18 protein-coding genes and 6 pseudogenes are annotated in these 16,204 nt (G+C 46.1%); 7 read left to right on the top strand and 17 right to left on the bottom strand.

Going from position 1 to position 16,204, the window contains the following annotated elements; all coding sequences use genetic code 11:
- The first annotated feature begins 270 nt into the window (after positions 1-270).
- Positions 271-549, top strand: coding sequence for a DUF1471 domain-containing protein (locus JM656_RS09750; RefSeq protein ID WP_203360970.1), 279 nt, complete (start codon positions 271-273; stop codon positions 547-549).
- A gap of 237 nt (positions 550-786) precedes the next feature.
- On the opposite strand, the pseudogene JM656_RS09745 reads toward JM656_RS09750, so the two are convergent.
- A pseudogene (locus JM656_RS09745) lies at positions 787-954 on the bottom strand (NADP-dependent isocitrate dehydrogenase); the annotation flags it as partial.
- 330 nt (positions 955-1,284) lie between these two features.
- Here JM656_RS09745 and JM656_RS09740 point away from each other — a divergent pair.
- The 3 genes from JM656_RS09740 (at position 1,285) to JM656_RS09730 (ending at position 4,669) form a co-directional block, all read left to right on the top strand.
- Complete coding sequence (locus tag JM656_RS09740) at positions 1,285-2,634, top strand: protein kinase (RefSeq protein ID WP_203360968.1); 1,350 nt, start codon at positions 1,285-1,287, stop codon at positions 2,632-2,634.
- A gap of 471 nt (positions 2,635-3,105) precedes the next feature.
- The gene (locus JM656_RS09735; protein WP_203360967.1) at positions 3,106-3,780 is read left to right on the top strand and encodes an SOS response-associated peptidase; all 675 of its coding nucleotides are present in this window, start codon (positions 3,106-3,108) and stop codon (positions 3,778-3,780) included.
- 268 nt (positions 3,781-4,048) lie between these two features.
- A complete protein-coding gene (locus JM656_RS09730; RefSeq protein ID WP_203360966.1) occupies positions 4,049-4,669 on the top strand; it encodes a hypothetical protein in 621 nt (206 codons plus the stop codon).
- 447 nt (positions 4,670-5,116) lie between these two features.
- Here the strand turns inward: JM656_RS09730 and JM656_RS09725 are convergent, their stop codons facing one another.
- The 3 genes and pseudogenes from JM656_RS09725 to JM656_RS09715 all read right to left on the bottom strand — a co-directional run.
- The gene (locus tag JM656_RS09725; RefSeq protein WP_203360965.1) at positions 5,117-6,385 is read right to left on the bottom strand and encodes a Y-family DNA polymerase; all 1,269 of its coding nucleotides are present in this window, start codon (positions 6,383-6,385) and stop codon (positions 5,117-5,119) included.
- 2 nt (positions 6,386-6,387) lie between these two features.
- Entirely contained in the window at positions 6,388-6,807 is a 420-nt protein-coding gene (locus tag JM656_RS09720) for a translesion error-prone DNA polymerase V autoproteolytic subunit (RefSeq protein WP_203361265.1), read from the bottom strand.
- A gap of 107 nt (positions 6,808-6,914) precedes the next feature.
- Positions 6,915-7,313 (bottom strand): annotated as a pseudogene (locus JM656_RS09715) (recombinase family protein); the annotation flags it as partial.
- A 74-nt stretch (positions 7,314-7,387) separates the two neighbouring features.
- Between JM656_RS09715 and JM656_RS09710 the strand changes: the two are divergent.
- The gene (locus JM656_RS09710) at positions 7,388-7,579 is read left to right on the top strand and encodes a tail fiber assembly protein (protein ID WP_203360964.1); all 192 of its coding nucleotides are present in this window, start codon (positions 7,388-7,390) and stop codon (positions 7,577-7,579) included.
- Here the strand turns inward: JM656_RS09710 and JM656_RS09705 are convergent.
- The 8 genes and pseudogenes from JM656_RS09705 to JM656_RS09670 all read right to left on the bottom strand — a co-directional run bounded on the left by JM656_RS09705 (position 7,548) and on the right by JM656_RS09670 (position 10,550).
- A complete protein-coding gene (locus tag JM656_RS09705) occupies positions 7,548-7,745 on the bottom strand; it encodes a hypothetical protein (protein WP_203360963.1) in 198 nt (65 codons plus the stop codon). The two genes, JM656_RS09710 and JM656_RS09705, sit on opposite strands and share 32 nt — an antisense overlap.
- An 18-nt stretch (positions 7,746-7,763) precedes the next feature.
- Entirely contained in the window at positions 7,764-8,402 is a 639-nt protein-coding gene (locus JM656_RS22505; RefSeq protein ID WP_203360962.1) for a hypothetical protein, read from the bottom strand.
- A gap of 3 nt (positions 8,403-8,405) precedes the next feature.
- Positions 8,406-8,618 (bottom strand): annotated as a pseudogene (locus JM656_RS09695) (hypothetical protein); the annotation flags it as partial.
- Positions 8,619-8,927 (bottom strand): annotated as a pseudogene (locus JM656_RS09690) (phage GP46 family protein); the annotation flags it as partial.
- On the bottom strand, positions 8,927-9,457 hold the full coding sequence (locus JM656_RS09685) for a phage baseplate assembly protein V (protein ID WP_203360961.1): 531 nt from the start codon (positions 9,455-9,457) through the stop codon (positions 8,927-8,929). The gene JM656_RS09685 and the pseudogene JM656_RS09690, both read right to left, overlap by 1 nt.
- 7 nt (positions 9,458-9,464) lie before the next feature.
- Positions 9,465-9,896, bottom strand: a pseudogene (locus JM656_RS09680) (glycoside hydrolase family 19 protein); the annotation flags it as partial.
- Positions 9,896-10,177, bottom strand: a complete 282-nt coding sequence (locus tag JM656_RS09675) for a phage holin family protein (RefSeq protein ID WP_203360960.1) — start codon at positions 10,175-10,177, stop codon at positions 9,896-9,898. The gene JM656_RS09675 and the pseudogene JM656_RS09680, both read right to left, overlap by 1 nt.
- Positions 10,164-10,550: a phage holin family protein gene (locus JM656_RS09670; protein WP_203360959.1), complete on the bottom strand. Its 387-nt coding sequence runs from the start codon at positions 10,548-10,550 to the stop codon at positions 10,164-10,166. Before JM656_RS09670 ends, JM656_RS09675 begins: the two co-directional genes overlap by 14 nt.
- Before the next feature lie 439 nt (positions 10,551-10,989).
- On the opposite strand from JM656_RS09670, the gene JM656_RS09665 reads away from it, so the two are divergent.
- A complete protein-coding gene (locus JM656_RS09665) occupies positions 10,990-12,600 on the top strand; it encodes an AAA family ATPase (protein ID WP_203360958.1) in 1,611 nt (536 codons plus the stop codon).
- Between the two features lies 1 nt (position 12,601).
- Positions 12,602-13,708 (top strand): hypothetical protein, encoded by a 1,107-nt coding sequence (locus JM656_RS09660; protein ID WP_203360957.1) that lies wholly within the window; start codon positions 12,602-12,604, stop codon positions 13,706-13,708.
- Here JM656_RS09660 and JM656_RS09655 read toward each other — a convergent pair.
- The 5 genes and pseudogenes from JM656_RS09655 to JM656_RS09635 all read right to left on the bottom strand — a co-directional run bounded on the left by JM656_RS09655 (position 13,703) and on the right by JM656_RS09635 (position 16,156).
- Positions 13,703-14,053, bottom strand: a complete 351-nt coding sequence (locus tag JM656_RS09655; protein WP_203360956.1) for an antiterminator Q family protein — start codon at positions 14,051-14,053, stop codon at positions 13,703-13,705. The genes JM656_RS09660 and JM656_RS09655 overlap by 6 nt on opposite strands.
- A 17-nt stretch (positions 14,054-14,070) precedes the next feature.
- Entirely contained in the window at positions 14,071-15,060 is a 990-nt protein-coding gene (locus JM656_RS09650; protein ID WP_203360955.1) for a DUF968 domain-containing protein, read from the bottom strand.
- A complete protein-coding gene (locus tag JM656_RS09645; protein WP_238929216.1) occupies positions 15,057-15,641 on the bottom strand; it encodes a phage antirepressor KilAC domain-containing protein in 585 nt (194 codons plus the stop codon). Before JM656_RS09645 ends, JM656_RS09650 begins: the two co-directional genes overlap by 4 nt.
- Positions 15,622-15,918 (bottom strand): annotated as a pseudogene (locus tag JM656_RS09640) (YmfL family putative regulatory protein); the annotation flags it as partial. The pseudogene JM656_RS09640 and the gene JM656_RS09645, both read right to left, overlap by 20 nt.
- 28 nt (positions 15,919-15,946) lie before the next feature.
- Positions 15,947-16,156 carry a Cro/CI family transcriptional regulator gene (locus tag JM656_RS09635; protein WP_203360954.1) on the bottom strand — a complete coding sequence of 70 codons (210 nt, stop codon included), beginning with the start codon at positions 16,154-16,156 and terminating at the stop codon, positions 15,947-15,949.
- Between the last annotated feature and the right edge of the window lie 48 nt (positions 16,157-16,204).

Here is a 16,204-nt window from a genome sequence, read left to right as displayed (position 1 = left end):
GGACTGACTTCGTTCTTATTACCCCTTACCGGGTGGTTTTGATAACCATTCGAAGGCTAATAATAAAAATAGGAACCAATCAACTCCCGTTCTTGTTTAACCCAGAAACTGGATCACATGTTTTCTATGATCTCGTCACCAAACTCTAAATATTTCAGCAAATTGAGTGAGCACAAATCCATAGTTTCTTCACTACCTTCTCTTAGCAACTACACTTTAAAGTGCCGATTGATTCCGAGCTCTCAGCAGCTTGTGGCTTACGAGGATGCAATGATGAAAAGACTACTGTGTTTCTCTGTAGTAGCGGCTCTTATGGCACTTCCGATAGTGACCATGGCTGCAGCCACAGTTACGCCAGCCAAAGAATTAGCACCTGGAACGACTCATCAGCAACAGATAGGTACTATCTCTGTCTGGGGAGATTCCTCTAATGATGTAGAGGCTTTCATTAGCAAAGAAGCCACTCATAAAGGTGCGACAAGTTATAAAATAATTTCTGAGAAAACCTTTGGGGATCAGATATACGGAACCGCAATCCTCTACAAATAGTATTCATCTACAAGGTAGAACTAACCCTTATACGTTAACGGCTTCCTCTGAGGGGGGTCGTTAACGAGTGATGTGGACTGCCCCATAGAAATTTCCTGTCCTCACGACGAGGCCTGTTCAAAGGCCACCATCTTGCCCCCTACTCATCTTGTATTGATAAAATTTTGATAACCGCGAGACAAAAAACAAAAAAACGGGAGCACTTGGCTCCCGTCGACACACAATCAAATAATCTGATTACATGTTTTCGATGATCGCGTCACCAAACTCTGAACATTTCAGCAGTTTAGCGCCGTCCATCAGACGTTCGAAGTCATAGGTTACGGTCTTCGCGGCGATCGCGCCTTCCATCCCTTTAACAATCAGGTCTGCAGCTTCGAACCACTGCATGTGGCGCAACAGTATATAACTGAACTTCATCTATAGCATTGATATATCACGAAAATATTATATTTCCCCACCAATTTATTAACCCAAAGCCACCTTTTTTAACCCAATGATTTTAATAAAGTTAATTTTTGTTTTGGGGAAGACTAACTTGGATAGAGGGCTTATAGCTAGCTGATAATCTTCCATGGTGAAGCTTTTACAATCGTAAAAGTCCGCCATGAGCGAGAAGCGGAAGTTGGCAGCTGTTATTGATTCCACATAACCTATTAAAAAATGTCTACCGAAGGAATGTCGATTCAATCAGCCATACATTCGTATCCTAACAATTTGATAATGTGTGGGATAATGATGCACAGCGAAAGAAACTTCATTTACAACACTATGGGGCAAATAATGGTTAGAAGTGTGTGGAATGACAAATTTGATGCGAAAAATGCTGGCTGGGTAGCGGATGGTGACAAGAAAAGTGGTGGCCAAGGCGAGGCGTGGCCAGCTGTTCGTTCTGGCATTAGAGCATTTTTAAAAGTATTGAAAAGTCAGAAGGACTCTGAGCGACGAGCTCGTATGTATCGGGAAGCAGTTGCTCTCTATACCTATGAACACCCAGGAATACCATCACTTATAGAAAGTAATTGCCATCGTTATGAACAAATGGATTACAAGCTTTATCTGGTTACAGAATTGGTTCAAGGTCCAACATTACGTGAGTACATAGAGGAAAATGGGTCTATGTCATTTCAAGATGCGGTTGATATGATAGATCGCCTGTTGGATATAGTCGAATACTATCATTCCCGCGATGGCATCCACAGAGATATAAAACCAGATAATATTATACTGCGTTGTAGTAATCCGGCAGATGCTGTATTGGTAGATTTCGGTCTCGCTTGGCAACCTCAAGATGAGAACGCTCATGCTACTTATGATGGCCAAGAGCTAGGTAATCGTTTCTTGCGGCTTAATGAGCTTGCGCCAGACAGTCCTAATAAACGAGATCCTCGAAGCGATATTACCTTTGTAGTAGGCATTTTATTTTACGTATTAACAGGAAAAAATCCGAACGTTTTAGAAGAATCTGAGTCTGGACGTCGACCTCACCAACGTGATGGAGCTTCTGAAAGTATTCATGCCGCTACTAATGGTTGGGCACTTTCAATGCTTGCATTGTTTGACCGCGGATTCTCACCGCTATTGAATAGCAGATTTCAGACGGCACAAGAGTTGAGACAGGAGTTGAAGAGAATGAGTGGAAATAAACCTACATTGGTGGATGGTGAGATTCTTTCAGAAATCAAAAAGAGGTTGGAGGCGCAAGGTGCTGAGATAAATAAGACTTATATCAGAAAAATAAGTGAAGCTGTAAGCAAAATAATTATTGTTCGGAATAACATCGCAGAAGAGATTGGAGGCCATCTGTCTGGCGTTGAAACTGGATACTATAAATCTGAACCCCGTCACTCTTGGTTAAATATAGGATTTGATACCCCGGGTACTTCGTATCCTCGTTTCCGACCTACGTTTGACCTTAAAATCATTGCTGATGAACTCATCATTAGTGTTTTTTCAGAAAACCGGGAAGGCGTTGCTCAAATTATCTGGCGCACTCATGTTACAAACTCTGATTTTGGCGATGTATTCCGCAGTAAGATCAGAGAGATATTTGTTGCTGGCTTGAACGAAATTTTTAGTCAATAGCTTGGGGCCATTGATATTAATTTTTCCTTAATGCTTTAGTGAAATATGATGATTATCATCTTATTTATTAACACATAGTGAGGTTTGTAGGGTTCGCTTCTGGCACATATCTGCCCTCGAGATACTCGAGATAGTAGTGCGCCGTTATGGGGTGTCGGGGGTCGGAGGTTCAAATCCTCTCGTGCCGACCAAAATTCCCCAAGAAAACCAGCCTTTTACGGCTGGTTTTTTTATGCCTGTTTTCTGAACGGGGAAGCTTTGGGGAGTTACTGGGGAATAATGCCGTCAAATCTTGCAACCGAGTCGTTATCGAACGCTATGATTTGCGAATAACCCCAGTTTAGGAATTCATCAATTCACAAAGCCATCATTCCGGTTTACCTTACAAGCTCCTTTTTAAATCATTACCGGTGCGCACCACTTTTTCTCCCTGCCCTATACTTTCAGTCTGACATCTGGCTGGAGGTTTCTATGTGTGGACGCTTTTCACAGTCAATGACGCGTGAAGACTATCTCACCTTACTCTCAGAAGAAGCCGAACGCGACATCCCATACGATCCAGAACCTATTAGACGATTCAACGTCGCGCCAGGCACCAAAGTCCTGTTGCTGAGCGAACGTGACGAACAGTTGCATCTTGATCCCGTGTTCTGGGGGTATGCGCCAGGATGGTGGGATAAACCACCGCTGATTAATGCCCGTGTTGAAACTGCGGCCACCAGCCGGATGTTTAAGCCGCTGTGGCTGCATGGCCGGGCAATTGTATTTGCTGATGGCTGGTTTGAATGGAAGACCGAAGGCGGCAAAAAACAACCCTACTTCATTCATCGTATCGACGGTCAGCCACTATTTATGGCCGCCATTGGCAGTACACCATTTGAACGTGGTGATGAGGCTGAGGGGTTCCTGATTGTCACTACTGCAGCGGATAAAGGGCTGGTAGATATTCATGATCGCCAGCCGCTGGTGCTGTCACCGGAAGCAGCTCGTGAGTGGATGCAGCAGGATGTTGGAGGAAAAGAAGCGGAGCGTATTGTAGGAGATGGAGCTGTATCTGGCGGACACTTTACCTGGCATGCAGTATCCCGCGCCGTAGGGAACGTAAAAAATCAAGGTTCTGAATTGATTGACTCTGTTAATAATTGAGTAAGTTCATCAGTGCTGAAACTGAGGTTGTTCTGAGTAAACCGGCTCTGATCGCCAGCTTCGTGCCAGGAGCGGAAGTTGGCGGCCTAGAGACTCTTAAAAAATTAATGGTTCGTTTTGCGGGGATACTTACAAAGTCACTTAACCATACACATTACCAACTTGTAACACATCCTCAAGTCGCTTCAGATTCGTTTCAATCAGTCCTAAACTTTTCGGCGTAGTTGCCGACTATCAATAGTTAAATCAAAATATTCAAAGGGAACCCATGTCTAAATTTCGTACTGCACTGCTATTAATTTCAAGTGTATTTTCTTTGACCGCTTGTGGCGAAAGCGATCCTGACGTAAAGACGATACAAGATACAAAGCCAGTATTTTTTATGGGTGACTCTTACAAGGAGGGTTTTGACAATTGGAGTGTTTGCGGTTCAGTGAAATGGGAGAAAATGAAAGAAGACGTCACAAGAATGTATGAGGGGAGAGACGTAGTCAGAGTAACTTGTGATGTTGATAATGTTAATGATTATGCGGGAAAACTCAAAAGTCTTATGCTTGACAATATTGCAAAGAATCCAGAGAAATCTACAGCAGAAAAAGATAAAGCAACAACAAACCTCATAACCAATCTTGATTCCATTCAACTAAACCTATATTTTCTCCCTCCCAACGGGTCTAAACCGCGACCATATCTTTACGCATATAGATACAAATGGAAGGACGGTAAATCTGGTGTTGACATACATCGCCCTGAAGGGTTCATAAGAGTGATTCAAGGTCAGAAAAAAGATGTATTCGACCTGATGTTTAGCAATAAAAATAACGAATATTCCAATGGTCGTGATGCGAGAGCAATGGCGACCCTATTTATGGCTATGAGAAAAGACTAACAGTGTAAATAAACTCATATGCCCAGGGTGGGCAAATGGGTTTCTTCCCGACTTAATCGCCACGGAAAACATGCTGAAAAGGTACTATCCACACAGTATTTTTCTTGCTCAGTAATCCACTTTTCAGGCCAGCTATGGAGGATGTCCTGTGGTACAGGCAGTTCAGCCTACTGATAAAGCATGAATTTTAGCATCATATCCATTTGGCATAGTTCCATGGATCAGGTCAGATCCCGCAGATTGCCCTAGCTTTCGCTCAAACAGCAAACCGCTTTAGGTACTGGAGAACTACTTCTGGTTTATGGCGCTTGTGACCTGCACCCCATTGCTTAAGACACCTCGATGTAAGTATGCATTCCGAACGTCTGCTTCTCGCTCATAGCCGACTTTCAGTTATGAGCGACCCCAAACATAGGACGTCGTTAGACAAATCGCTGTTAATGCAGGTTACCTCACCACCAGCAAATCCGAGTACCGGGTGGTATAACGTGGAGACAGCATTTCCCTCTTCATCTGCCACTGCGGCTGTATGCCCTGCCCGGCAAAGTACAGTGTTCCTCTGCCATCTTTCGCGTTGAGCTGATCCAGCACCTCCATCAGTTTCTCACTGCCCGGGCGCGGAGCGTTATCATCGAAAAGGTTAAGCTGGGCAACGCCCTGGCTGAAAAAATCGCCCAGCATCACCCCCGCTTTCTGATATCGATAACCGTCTTTCCATATAGCGTCCAGACAACGGATGGCGGCACTGATGATGTCCCGGCTGTCCTGCGTGGGCGTCAGCAGCTTCATGGAGGCATTATTGCCGTAATAGGACTCGTTCAGTGCGAACGGGCTGGTCTTCATAAAGGCAGAGATAAAACGGCAATACTGGTGCTCGCCACGCAGCTTCTCTGCCGCCCGTGAGGCATAGCTACAGATCGCCTGGCGCATTTCTTCATACTCCGTAATACGACCGCTAAAGGAGCGGGAACAGATAATTTCCTGTTTCGCTGGCGCGAATTCTTCCAGTGCCAGGCAAGGTTCTCCGCGTAACTCACGCACTGTACGCTCAAGCACGACGTTAAAATGTTTCCGGATAAAACGGATGTCGGTATCAGCGAGTTGCAGCACGGTCTTGATCCCCATCGCCTCCAGTTTTTTCGAAATACGCCGACCGATGCCCCAGACTTCATCAACCGGCAGCGCGGCCATCAATTTGCGCTGGCGATCGACATTGGACAGATCAACCACCCCGCCCGTCTGCCGCTGCCATTGTTTGGCTGCGTGGTTTGCCAGCTTGGCCAGCGTCTTGGTCTGGGCAATGCCAACTCCCACTGTGAGGTGCGTGCGCTGCAAAACGGTAGCCCTGATTTCACGGCCAAAATCGGTCAGTTCCCGACAGTTCCGTACACCAGTGAGATCACAGAATGCCTCGTCTATCGAGTAGATTTCACAACGCGGTGCCATTTCTTCCAGCGTGGTCATCACCCGGTTAGACATATCTGCGTACAGCTCATAGTTGCTACTGAAGCAGAGTACCCCGTGGCGGCGGAAAAGCGCCTTCTGCCTGAAGTACGGCTCACCCATTTTGATACCCAGTTTCTTTGCCTCTGCACTGCGGGCAATAACACAACCGTCATTGTTGGAAAGCACCACTACCGGGCGACCTTTGAGATCCGGGCGAAATACGGTTTCACAGGAGGCATAGAACGAGTTCACATCACACAGCGCGTACATGATCAGCCCGTCGATTTCACGATGAACGTCACCACACCAAATACATCGAGCGTTTCTTCGCTCCCGATGATGATTGGCGAATAAGCGCGGTTTTCAGGGTTAAGCTGGACTGTAGGCCGTAACTGCAGGCGCTTGACTGTAAATTCCCCGTCCACCGCAGCAATAACGATATCGCCGTGCTCTACCTTGCGTGAACTGTCCACTACCAGTAAATCGCCCTCACCGATCCCGGCATCAATCATCGAGTCACCGGATGCCTTAACGAAGTACGTGGCACTGGGGTGCTGTACCAGTAACTCGTTAAGATCAATACGCTGCTCGACGTAGTCCTGTGCTGGGCTTGGGAAACCGCAGGGTACAAGGTCGCCATAAAGTGGGAGCGGTTGCACTGCACGCAACCCGGAGGGAGTGAAAAACTGCATCATAATCACCGTCAATTAATACTGTTATTATATACAGTAGTTTTTATTTAAACGGAGATCAATGCCATTAGCCACTATCGATCATCATCGTCGCATAACTCAATGATTTACCTAGTTACCGGAAATTTTTTATATAGCGTCGATATCCCAACATCGTAAATTAATGCCACACGCTGTCGTGATTCACCTGCTGCAATCAACCTTCCTGCCTGCGCCCACTGTTCACCAGTTAGCTTTGGTCGACGCCCACCTATTCGCCCTTCTTCACGAGCCGCAGCCAGTCCCGCCCTGGTACGTTCGACTATCAGCTCCCTTTCCATTTCGGCCAGTGCGCCCATGACGTGAAAGAAAAAACGCCCCATAGGCGAAGACGTGTCAATGCTGTCGGTCAGGCTGCGAAAGTTAATCCCCTTTTCCCGAAGCTCCTCCACCGAAACGACAAGATGCCGCATGCTGCGCCCGAGGCGATCCAGTTTCCAGACCACCTGTGTATCGCCTTCAGATAGCACCACCACGCTGGTACCTGCCACGCTATACAGTACATGGTACGGTTGGATACTGAAACGCAGCGGCAGAGAAGTTGAAATCGGAACTATTGTCAGAAGCACAAAAGACCATCGGCCTTTGGCAGACAGAATTGCAATTAGGAATTATCAGTGAAGAGGATAAGGCCAGCCTTGTCGGTTGGCTGACCTATTTAAAGCAGCTTCAGGCAGTAGATACCAACTTAGCTCCGAATCTCAACCTGCCAATTCCCCCTCAGAAAAACTAACCTCAACTAAAATTGGCTCGCCGTGCTCATTCACGGCGAGCATCTTTCCTTCTGGCATTTCAGTTTGCGTGAAAAACCAATAGTCATCAGGTAGCCCCACCGCGCCGATCATATCGTGCATCCCCGGCAGTACCTCAGTCATTGTTTCAGGGTTGAAATATCGCATAGTTTATTTACCTTCAGTTTAATTTGGCGGGCAATATACGCGCCATGAAAATCCATTACTTGATGGACTTCCGTTATACATCTGACAGCGAGCCTTAAAACCGCTTGTGTTTACTGTGCTATCAATAATCATTGAAGTATGGCCCTGATTAACCGAAGAACCGCTATCACCAGAAAGCCGCTCAGCCATAGAAATATAACGAACCACCTTTGGTATGGTGATAGGAAAAACAATTGTAGCCAGACCATCAACGATAGATGGCGCATGGCCGTGCATTTCAATCGCACCATCAGACCATACCGTCCATACGCCATTAACATTACTTCCCCGACTGGTTACATACTTCGCATCTCCTAACCCAAGGTTTGCGAGAGCAGTGGCGATAGCCGCCGCGCCGTCAGCTTTAATATCCCCAAAGGGATTTGAACGGCTCAGAAGTAGTTTCTTTAATGCCGTCAGCAACTGGTCGCGTTTTTCCTTGTCCGGGGTGACGCCAGATGCCTCAACCACCCCCACCAGCTCTTCCTGCAGCATGTCAAAATAATCGTCATCCAGATCGGTAGCAGGTGTACCGGTCTGAGGGTTTCCACGGGTAAAGCCGTTCTTGCCCGCGCCGAATTTATCTTTCTGCGCGGTTGCAGTATCTATGCGATGCATGAGTTACTCCGGATATTTAAAAATAACGTAAGTATGGGAAGGGCAAAGTTTGTTCAGAACGCACTCGACAACCGTGTCCCCCCAGATCCGCAACGCAGAGTTGCAGGGATCAATGCAGGTCATCCAGGCGGTACTGGTGGAAGATGGCATGTTCACCTGCCAGTAATAACGCCAGTCCGGCGAATACACGCCATCAGTACAGACCGAGGTACAGGTATCCAGATCGATTCGGGAAACCACGCCGTCATCCAGCATCCACTGCAGCGCATCGCGAATACAGGTTCTGATGTTATTCACCAGCTGATTGGTCAGCTTGCTGCGCTGGTAAAGCCAGAGTTTTGAACCGATACGATCATTCTGTACCGCAGGCCAGGTGTCCCCCCACCACCCCATCGGCACATCAGCCTGGTCATCCGGGTCGGCTCGGCGCCAGGTAAAAAGGGAAATCACCACCGATCGGGTCAGGGGATCCAGAGGCGCATTCGCACTCACCCGCAGCCCGTTCACTGTCAGCCAGAGTTCCATTACGCCTCCATCGGTTTATCCGGTGTGTTGGTGTTACTGCCCTGCCCGTTTTCCCGGTGTCGGTGGCCGTTATAGGCCACACGCATGGCGGCCATCGTCAGGCCAGAAGAATCACAGAGATCCTTAATCTGACCTGTTGCCTCAATATCCATTTCAAAACGGGCCTTTGGTGCGTTGATGAATCTGATGGTCTTTCCCGCACCATCAACGACAATGCCATTTCGGGTGAGGTGAACCTTCTGTCCGAGATCGTCATACAGTGCCGCCTCTCCACCTTTCAGACCTTTCAGCCGGTACCGGCGGTCGGCAACCACGATAGCGACACCGTGAGAACGATCGCCATCGGGAAAGAGCACAATCGCCTCTGCTCCAGGTGTTGCCCGCGCAGTAAATCCATAGGGTTCGAGATGCTCGATGCCGCCTTTGGATTCACCCGCGATCAGTGAAACATCCACCATCTGACATTTCGCCGCAGCATTAATGCTTTTCACGACTGCCCGACCAATCAGGCTGAGGAGCTGTCGCTGCAAACCGGGTACTGACCAGGTCTAGCTTTAATGCGGTACCACACTGGGTGTAATTCTCACGACCGGTAATCTGAATCAGACCACGTCCGCGATATTTCCAGCCATCGCCCGGTGAGTTATTTCCCATGCGGCCACCGTATACTAGGTTGGCAATTTGCGGCTGGTGCGCAACCTGTCGTTCATCAATACGACCGAGCATTTCGCACTGGTACACCGTCAGTCGTGCGCCGAACGTTTTCTTCAGTCCATCAACGGAGTAATTAAAGCTTTCCTTCAGGGATGAGAAGCCATTCGATTCATGGCCCACCTGCGCGATAAACATCGCCTGGTCGTTCGTGGCTGTAATGCCAAATTCTTTCATCGCCGTGTCAATATACTGAAACCAGCGCGCAGCGAGCCCGGCGCTGATACCAGCCGCCTGCTGAAATTGTGATTGGTTCATTAATACCTCAGTTGATCAACCAGACGCGCTACGTTGCCTCTGACGGCCACCAGCACAGAAAGAAAGATGATATTGGCCCCGATAGTGGCCCACGATGAATGAGGGTAAATTCCACAAAGATAGGCTAATGGCACCGCACTGTAGATGACTGTGATTAGCCATGCCAGCCGCGAAACCCACGGACGATGCCGGGAATCTCCCCGGCGGTAAAACATCAGGGTTATCACTACCCCGACGCAGAGCAGCGCGTTAACAGTCGCTGTCGGATCATTTAGCACCACCAGAACCTCCCCGGCGCGTTATAAGCGCCACCAGCGAGCCGATATCCTGGTTATTCAGGAACGTCAGGATTTTGACGGCTAATGCGGAAATGATTACGGCACCAATGGCATCCAGAGGTTTATCGCTGTAACCAGTCAGGGCTGCCAGCTTTGAACCCACCAGCCCAGAACAAATAATCCCGGCGATATACGAAACAACGAAATACGCCAGCCGGCGGGTTGCGCTCATGTCTGAGGCTGTTGCTATGTAGAACACAGCCCCCGCAAATGCGCCAAATACCACACCGTAATCAGTTCCGGTCAGCAGTCCATAGACACTGGCACCCGTCAGGGCTCCACCAGCTAACCCAGTGCCGGAAATCGGATCGGACATTTAGCCCCCTCTCTTATTACTGTGAATCCTCTCAGAAATAGAAATGAGGGGAATTGAGATCAGGCCGCGGGCTCTTATGTCAAAGTGAAAGTAAGGAGTGATTCCCGGAGCCTGAATTGGATGGTCACCACAGCTACGAAGCCATGGTGTCAGTTAAGAATTGTTTAGACTTTCTATTTCGCCGACCGTTAGAATAAATCGCTCGAGTTCAGGCTAAGCACCCAGCACCCAGCACCCAGCACCCAGCATGCTGCTGAGTATGGTTAAGCCTCATCTGTTCTGCTACCTAAAAACAACAAGACCCCGACGATGCGAGGTTTTAATGATTAAGTTGTTCGGCCAAGTGGCAACCCTTAACAGGGTACGATAGTTTTTGCGTACGCGTTAGCTTTTTAATATGATATCAACATCCTGATACACCGACATTTAAGGGATTTTTATGCTCAATGGTATTGGAATTCAAAATTTGCGAAGTTTTTCGCAGTACGCACACAGTGAACTTAAGCCATTAACTGTTTATTTGGGCCGCAATAGCAGCGGGAAAAGTTCTCTTATAAGATTATTTCCTTTATTGCGTCAATCAGTAGAAGAAACCACTACTGGACCAATTTTATGGTATGGCAGATATGTAGACTATGGAAATTTTAATGAAGCAATTCACAAAAGTAGCGAATCAGAAGAAATTATTAAACTTCAATTCGATCTCACATTAGACACAACACCACATAACGTTTGGTACAAATTAAATGACCCAAATAGGTTCCCACAACTTGATTTTAGATTAAAAATCCACCTATCAGAACAAAACCAAAAAACATATGCCAAGTCTATTTCATTTGAAATTGATGGTTCAACAATAGAAGTCGTACCAGACTTCGAAAATGAATCAACAACTATTCATGCTCGAGGATTAGTTTCAGGATGTTTCCTCAAAACAGAAGCTACTTCTAAAAAAGATTATAAATTTTTGCCTATACTTTCATGGATCACTGACACAGGAAAGAAAAGCAGCATAAAAGAAATACCTGAAGTTAATAAATCTTTGCGTGCAGAATACACAGCCTACATGTCTCGCAATCTATTCCGTGAAAAAGAGAATGCACACAATAAAATAATCTGCAGATTCGCAGCCAAGCAATTAAAAAAGTTTTTTCATCATAATACCAAACCAGAAACCATTTCAGATGAACTATTTGATGTTAGAGCTTACTCCAAAGACAGGCTTGAACACGGAGTATTATCTCTTTTTAAGGGACATAATTACTTTACAAAACAAATGCAAAACCCAGAAATTCGACAAGAATTTCTCGACATACTTCACCCTTTAATTTTATTAAAAAACTACAACTCTATTGCTGATTTGATTAATAGCAGTTTAACGAGATCACTTCTTTCTGTAAAATATCTAGCTCCCATCCGAGCTAATACAGAGCGTTTCTACAGATTTCAAGATTTGCAAGTTGAAGAAATGGACCATACAGGTTCAAATCTAGCAATGATTTTAAATTCTTTCAGTGAATCTGAAACAGCAAAATTCCAAAAATGGACAAACGAAAACTTTGGTTTTGTTTCATTTGTAACTACAGATGGTTCTCATTATGCCATAAAAATAAAAACTGAAAATGATAATGAAGAACACAATATCAGTGATATGGGCTATGGCTACTCACAAGTATTACCAATCATAATGTCTATCTGGCTTGAAATTATGAGCGAAGATAATAGAAGTGATGAGGTTATATTTGTCATTGAACAACCAGAGTTGCACCTTCATCCTGCGTATCAGTCCAAAGTTGCATATTTATTCGCTAAAGTCATAAATGCAGCAAAAGAATCCGACAAAAATGTCAAATTTATATTTGAAACACACAGTCAATCAATGATTGATGCGATAGGTAATTGTATTCAAGATAAAATCATTGACAAAGAAGATGTTAACATAATGATTTTCGAAAAATGCAAAGAGAAAGGTAGTACTGCTTTTACAGCCAACTTTGACGATGAGGGATACTTTACTAATTGGCCTGTGGGATTTTTCTCTGGGGAATAATATGTTAATAGAAATTATAAATACAGATGCAATAAATTTAAATGATGAAACCTTGCATCCATCGCTAATTAATCTCTTTTGTGCATTCAGAGAAGGGAAACATCTTTTACTGTCAGACGAGGTTTTTTTAAATAAAGTTGCCGATCATGCTGAATTGGGCAATTTAACTTGTAATACAGCAAAATTTCTTTCCTCGAAAATCATTGAGTACATGCAACTGAAAGAAAAGTTAAATTATTATTGTAAAGTTGACATGTCTTTCGCATCTACACAGGCAACGCAAAATAACCAACAGGATAAGTTTTTCACTGTGGGCTATAAATATTTCAATGATTCTGCAAACATACAGATCCCCAAACTCCTTTGTGAAGATTTGAATGATTCTAAATTATATAATCTAATATCTAAATATTATCGCTTAGGGAATGGTTTTCGCGGCATTGACGTAAAGTTTGAAACCTGTAATGGTGGTGGAGCTAACACAAAATATAATTTTGAGATGATAAAACAATCAAGTAAATTATGCCTTTGCCTGTTAGATAGTGACAAGAAACACCCAAAATCAGGAGTGGGTTCTACTGCATCAAAATTTAATGTTCAAAGCGATAGCGCAACTTGCAAACATTATATAATGGAACCTCATGAGATCGAGTCTCTAATTCCTCTTGGTGTCATAGAAATTGGTTTATTAGATAAATCAATTCAAAACTCATACTTACATTCTTACGAACAGATATTTGCTGCAACCAAATACAAACCCAATGCCAAGCTTTACTTTGATCATAAAGAGGGACTAACTGTTTCAGGGGCTATTGAAATGGATGGTAAATATAATGATAATTATTGGCAAGATATCTTCAAAAATGCACAAACACTAAGAAAAAAGGGGTGTTTAGAAAAATTACAGTGCGAATGCACCCCACCATGCATAGCAATCCCTGGGTTCGGAACCGGAATTTTAGAAGCGAGCACAAACATTATTGACAAAATGAGTCATATTAAATTAACAGAAATTATGCCCCCCATACTTTTAGCTGAGTGGAATAAAATAGGTTTAAAATTGACAAGCTGGGGTTGTTCATCCCCCAACCGTCCTAGAACATCATAGTTTTACTAAAGACCAAGCAGTAGCCTCAACAAACGCTACTGCTACTTTTAATTTGGTTCTAATAAACCCCTCTGAGCACTTTTTTATTTTAGCTATTTTCCGTAATGATAAACCAATCACAAAGTGAGCTATCAAAAGTTCATACTCATCAGGTTTATACTTCCGTAGCTTTGCCACGCAACCATCGATCATAATACCTTCATCATCATCACACTGGAAGCGTGATTTTTTACCATGTGGTAAGAGTCCTTTAAAACCAGCTGCAATTGGTTGCCAGTCCACGCCGCTATTCTCCGCTGCAGCCCATGCTCCCCAGCGTTCTAAAACTTCATACATTTCACTCATCAGTTTTCTCCACAAATTTAACCCAAAACACCAACTGCTAGCGCGCGATCGATAAAACGAAACAGCAGCTCCAGTTGTGAGCCATGCTTCTGTTCGAATGCCGGTACATCGGCGTGCAACTCGTCGTGGCACTCTCTGCATAGAGGAAACACGAAGAGGTCGTGGGCTTTTGTTGCTGTACCGCCCATACCGTGCCCTACGATATGGTGTGGATCATCTGCTGGTCGCCGGCAACATTCACATGGCTGCGTTTTAACCCAGCGGGTGTATGTCTCATTTACCCAACGGCGGCGCTTTGGCCTGAGCATGAAGGATTCAGGTGACTCCGGATCAACCTTGAGCGTGAGAACCTTCTTCGCCCTTTCCTGCACAATGCTGGTGGCTGAAACGGAAGGCACGATGTCACTTTCTCTCATGACTGACTGGGTTTTCTCATCAGGAAGGCGTAGCCCCTTGTGCGCAACGCTTTCCGGGATAACATCAGCCAGGTCGTTCCTGACCATCCACCAGCACAGTTCCGGTAGAGTCAGGACATGCGCCTCTGAAAAACCAGAATCGCGGCTAATGACTGATAAAATCCAGGATACCAGGTTTCCTGCCGCTATACCTGCAAGCTGTTCGGTACTCTGACCAGACAGAATGTGATCACAATGCCAGCAAAGGCGAATACTTCCCGGCTGGTGCCGCATTGTCGTGAAGTTCTTGTCGTGCCACGTTGCGTGTGGCCACTGACATTCGAAGCGGGAACTTAGCCAGTGTTCGAGGGAAGGAAGCCCACCGGCGCGCTGAATGACCCGCTCATGTTCAAACACCGGTCGCATCACCGGATCATCAGCCAGCGGCTGAATGGCTGCTGGCACAGCCCCGGTATTGAATGACGCCATTTCTTCAGGTTCAGGCTCGAGTAAAACACGCCCGCGCATGAAGAGTGGCATCAGCTTCGCGCCAGGACGGAATAATACGACCCCCATACGATGGGCGATTTCAGGGGTTAACAAGGCCCTCACGCTGCCTGCCCCTGAGCGATATGTTCCGCCCATAATCCACCGATCCAGCGCACGCCTTTGGCAGTGAAACGCGTCTGACTGAATGCGTGATTTGATGTCATTGAGGTTCCCGTCTTAACCTCGAATCGCCCCGCTGAGATGTGTTGTGCCATGGGGGTAAGCGTGCCGCCGAGGCGGTACAGGATGTCGCGTTCAATAAGAAACAGGCGGAATTCGGTTTCCTTCGCGTTAAGCAACTTTGCGACCTGGCGAAATGACATCGAGCCTTTTGCTGAACAATAACGATCAACAAACTCAACCTTTGGTGCGGCGGCCGCCAGCTGGATGGTCAGTTGCTCTTTCTGTTCGGCTAAATCAGCAGCCAGGCGCAGTGCTTCCGGCAATGAGCGGGGAACACTGACACTCTGCCCTTCCTCCAGTTCCTGCCAGCGGTCGACAACCGCAGCAGTGAATTCGGGCGACAGTCTGGCAACTATCACCAGAGAATCGCGTTTGTTAAAACGGTACTCCTGATACACATTGCCGTTATGCTCAAAATCGAACTGCGCCAACGGCGCGGTTATCGGCGTTATCCAAATCATCAACATCTGCCAGTGGTACAAATACGCCCTGAGAATGACGTGCAACAGCATCAGCGATATGAGTTGAACCACCAGCACGCTGTAGAACCATCGCCCAGCCCATAGGGAAGATCTGATCCCCGTCGACACGGAGGCGGTTAAACATCGCGTTCTCTGTTACTCCTAACCATTCCGCTGCCTCGGCATAACCACCAGGCAGATCGGTAATCGTCTTTTTAATCGCGGCCACCAGCCAGGCTGGCTGACGTTCGACTTTCCAAATAGGTTCTTTACCCACGGCTAACCCCTAGTCTCTGTGGTTGGAATTAGTTCAATGATTCACTAGGCTTTTCATAAAGCGCTGGTCGGAATGACAATTTTCCATCGGTACGGTATGCAGCTTCTGCTGCTCGACCTTTTGGAATCAGGCGACCTGGTCGGTTTCTCCACTGATAAACGGCCTCGCTCGTGATGCCAAAAAATGCAGCCACTTTTTCTGCGCTGCCGAAGTAGTTCTCTATTTCCTCAGTTGTCATATCCAGCTCCAAAGCTAAGTTTTATTAGATATTAAATTCAAATCTAAT

This window comes from Citrobacter sp. R56, assembly GCF_016811995.1.
Taxonomy (GTDB): domain Bacteria; phylum Pseudomonadota; class Gammaproteobacteria; order Enterobacterales; family Enterobacteriaceae; genus Citrobacter_D; species Citrobacter_D enshiensis.
Note: the sequence above shows the minus strand (reverse complement) of the source record. Positions and strands in the feature narration are given on the sequence as shown.

Bases quoted from the DNA above. Each gene is read 5' to 3' on its own strand.
- JM656_RS09720 (WP_203361265.1), bottom strand. From the start codon at position 6,807: ATGCAGTTTTTCACTCCCTCCGGGTTGCGTGCAGTGCAACCGCTCCCA.
- JM656_RS09705 (WP_203360963.1), bottom strand. From the start codon at position 7,745: ATGCGATATTTCAACCCTGAAACAATGACTGAGGTACTGCCGGGGATG.
- JM656_RS09655 (WP_203360956.1), bottom strand. From the start codon at position 14,053: ATGAGTGAAATGTATGAAGTTTTAGAACGCTGGGGAGCATGGGCTGCA.
- JM656_RS09665 (WP_203360958.1), top strand. From the start codon at position 10,990: ATGCTCAATGGTATTGGAATTCAAAATTTGCGAAGTTTTTCGCAGTAC.
- JM656_RS22505 (WP_203360962.1), bottom strand. From the start codon at position 8,402: ATGCATCGCATAGATACTGCAACCGCGCAGAAAGATAAATTCGGCGCG.
- JM656_RS09670 (WP_203360959.1), bottom strand. From the start codon at position 10,550: ATGTCCGATCCGATTTCCGGCACTGGGTTAGCTGGTGGAGCCCTGACG.
- JM656_RS09730 (WP_203360966.1), top strand. From the start codon at position 4,049: ATGTCTAAATTTCGTACTGCACTGCTATTAATTTCAAGTGTATTTTCT.
- JM656_RS09735 (WP_203360967.1), top strand. From the start codon at position 3,106: ATGTGTGGACGCTTTTCACAGTCAATGACGCGTGAAGACTATCTCACC.
- JM656_RS09750 (WP_203360970.1), top strand. From the start codon at position 271: ATGATGAAAAGACTACTGTGTTTCTCTGTAGTAGCGGCTCTTATGGCA.
- JM656_RS09635 (WP_203360954.1), bottom strand. From the start codon at position 16,156: ATGACAACTGAGGAAATAGAGAACTACTTCGGCAGCGCAGAAAAAGTG.
- JM656_RS09740 (WP_203360968.1), top strand. From the start codon at position 1,285: ATGATGCACAGCGAAAGAAACTTCATTTACAACACTATGGGGCAAATA.
- JM656_RS09660 (WP_203360957.1), top strand. From the start codon at position 12,602: ATGTTAATAGAAATTATAAATACAGATGCAATAAATTTAAATGATGAA.
- JM656_RS09725 (WP_203360965.1), bottom strand. From the start codon at position 6,385: ATGTACGCGCTGTGTGATGTGAACTCGTTCTATGCCTCCTGTGAAACC.
- JM656_RS09645 (WP_238929216.1), bottom strand. From the start codon at position 15,641: ATGATTTGGATAACGCCGATAACCGCGCCGTTGGCGCAGTTCGATTTT.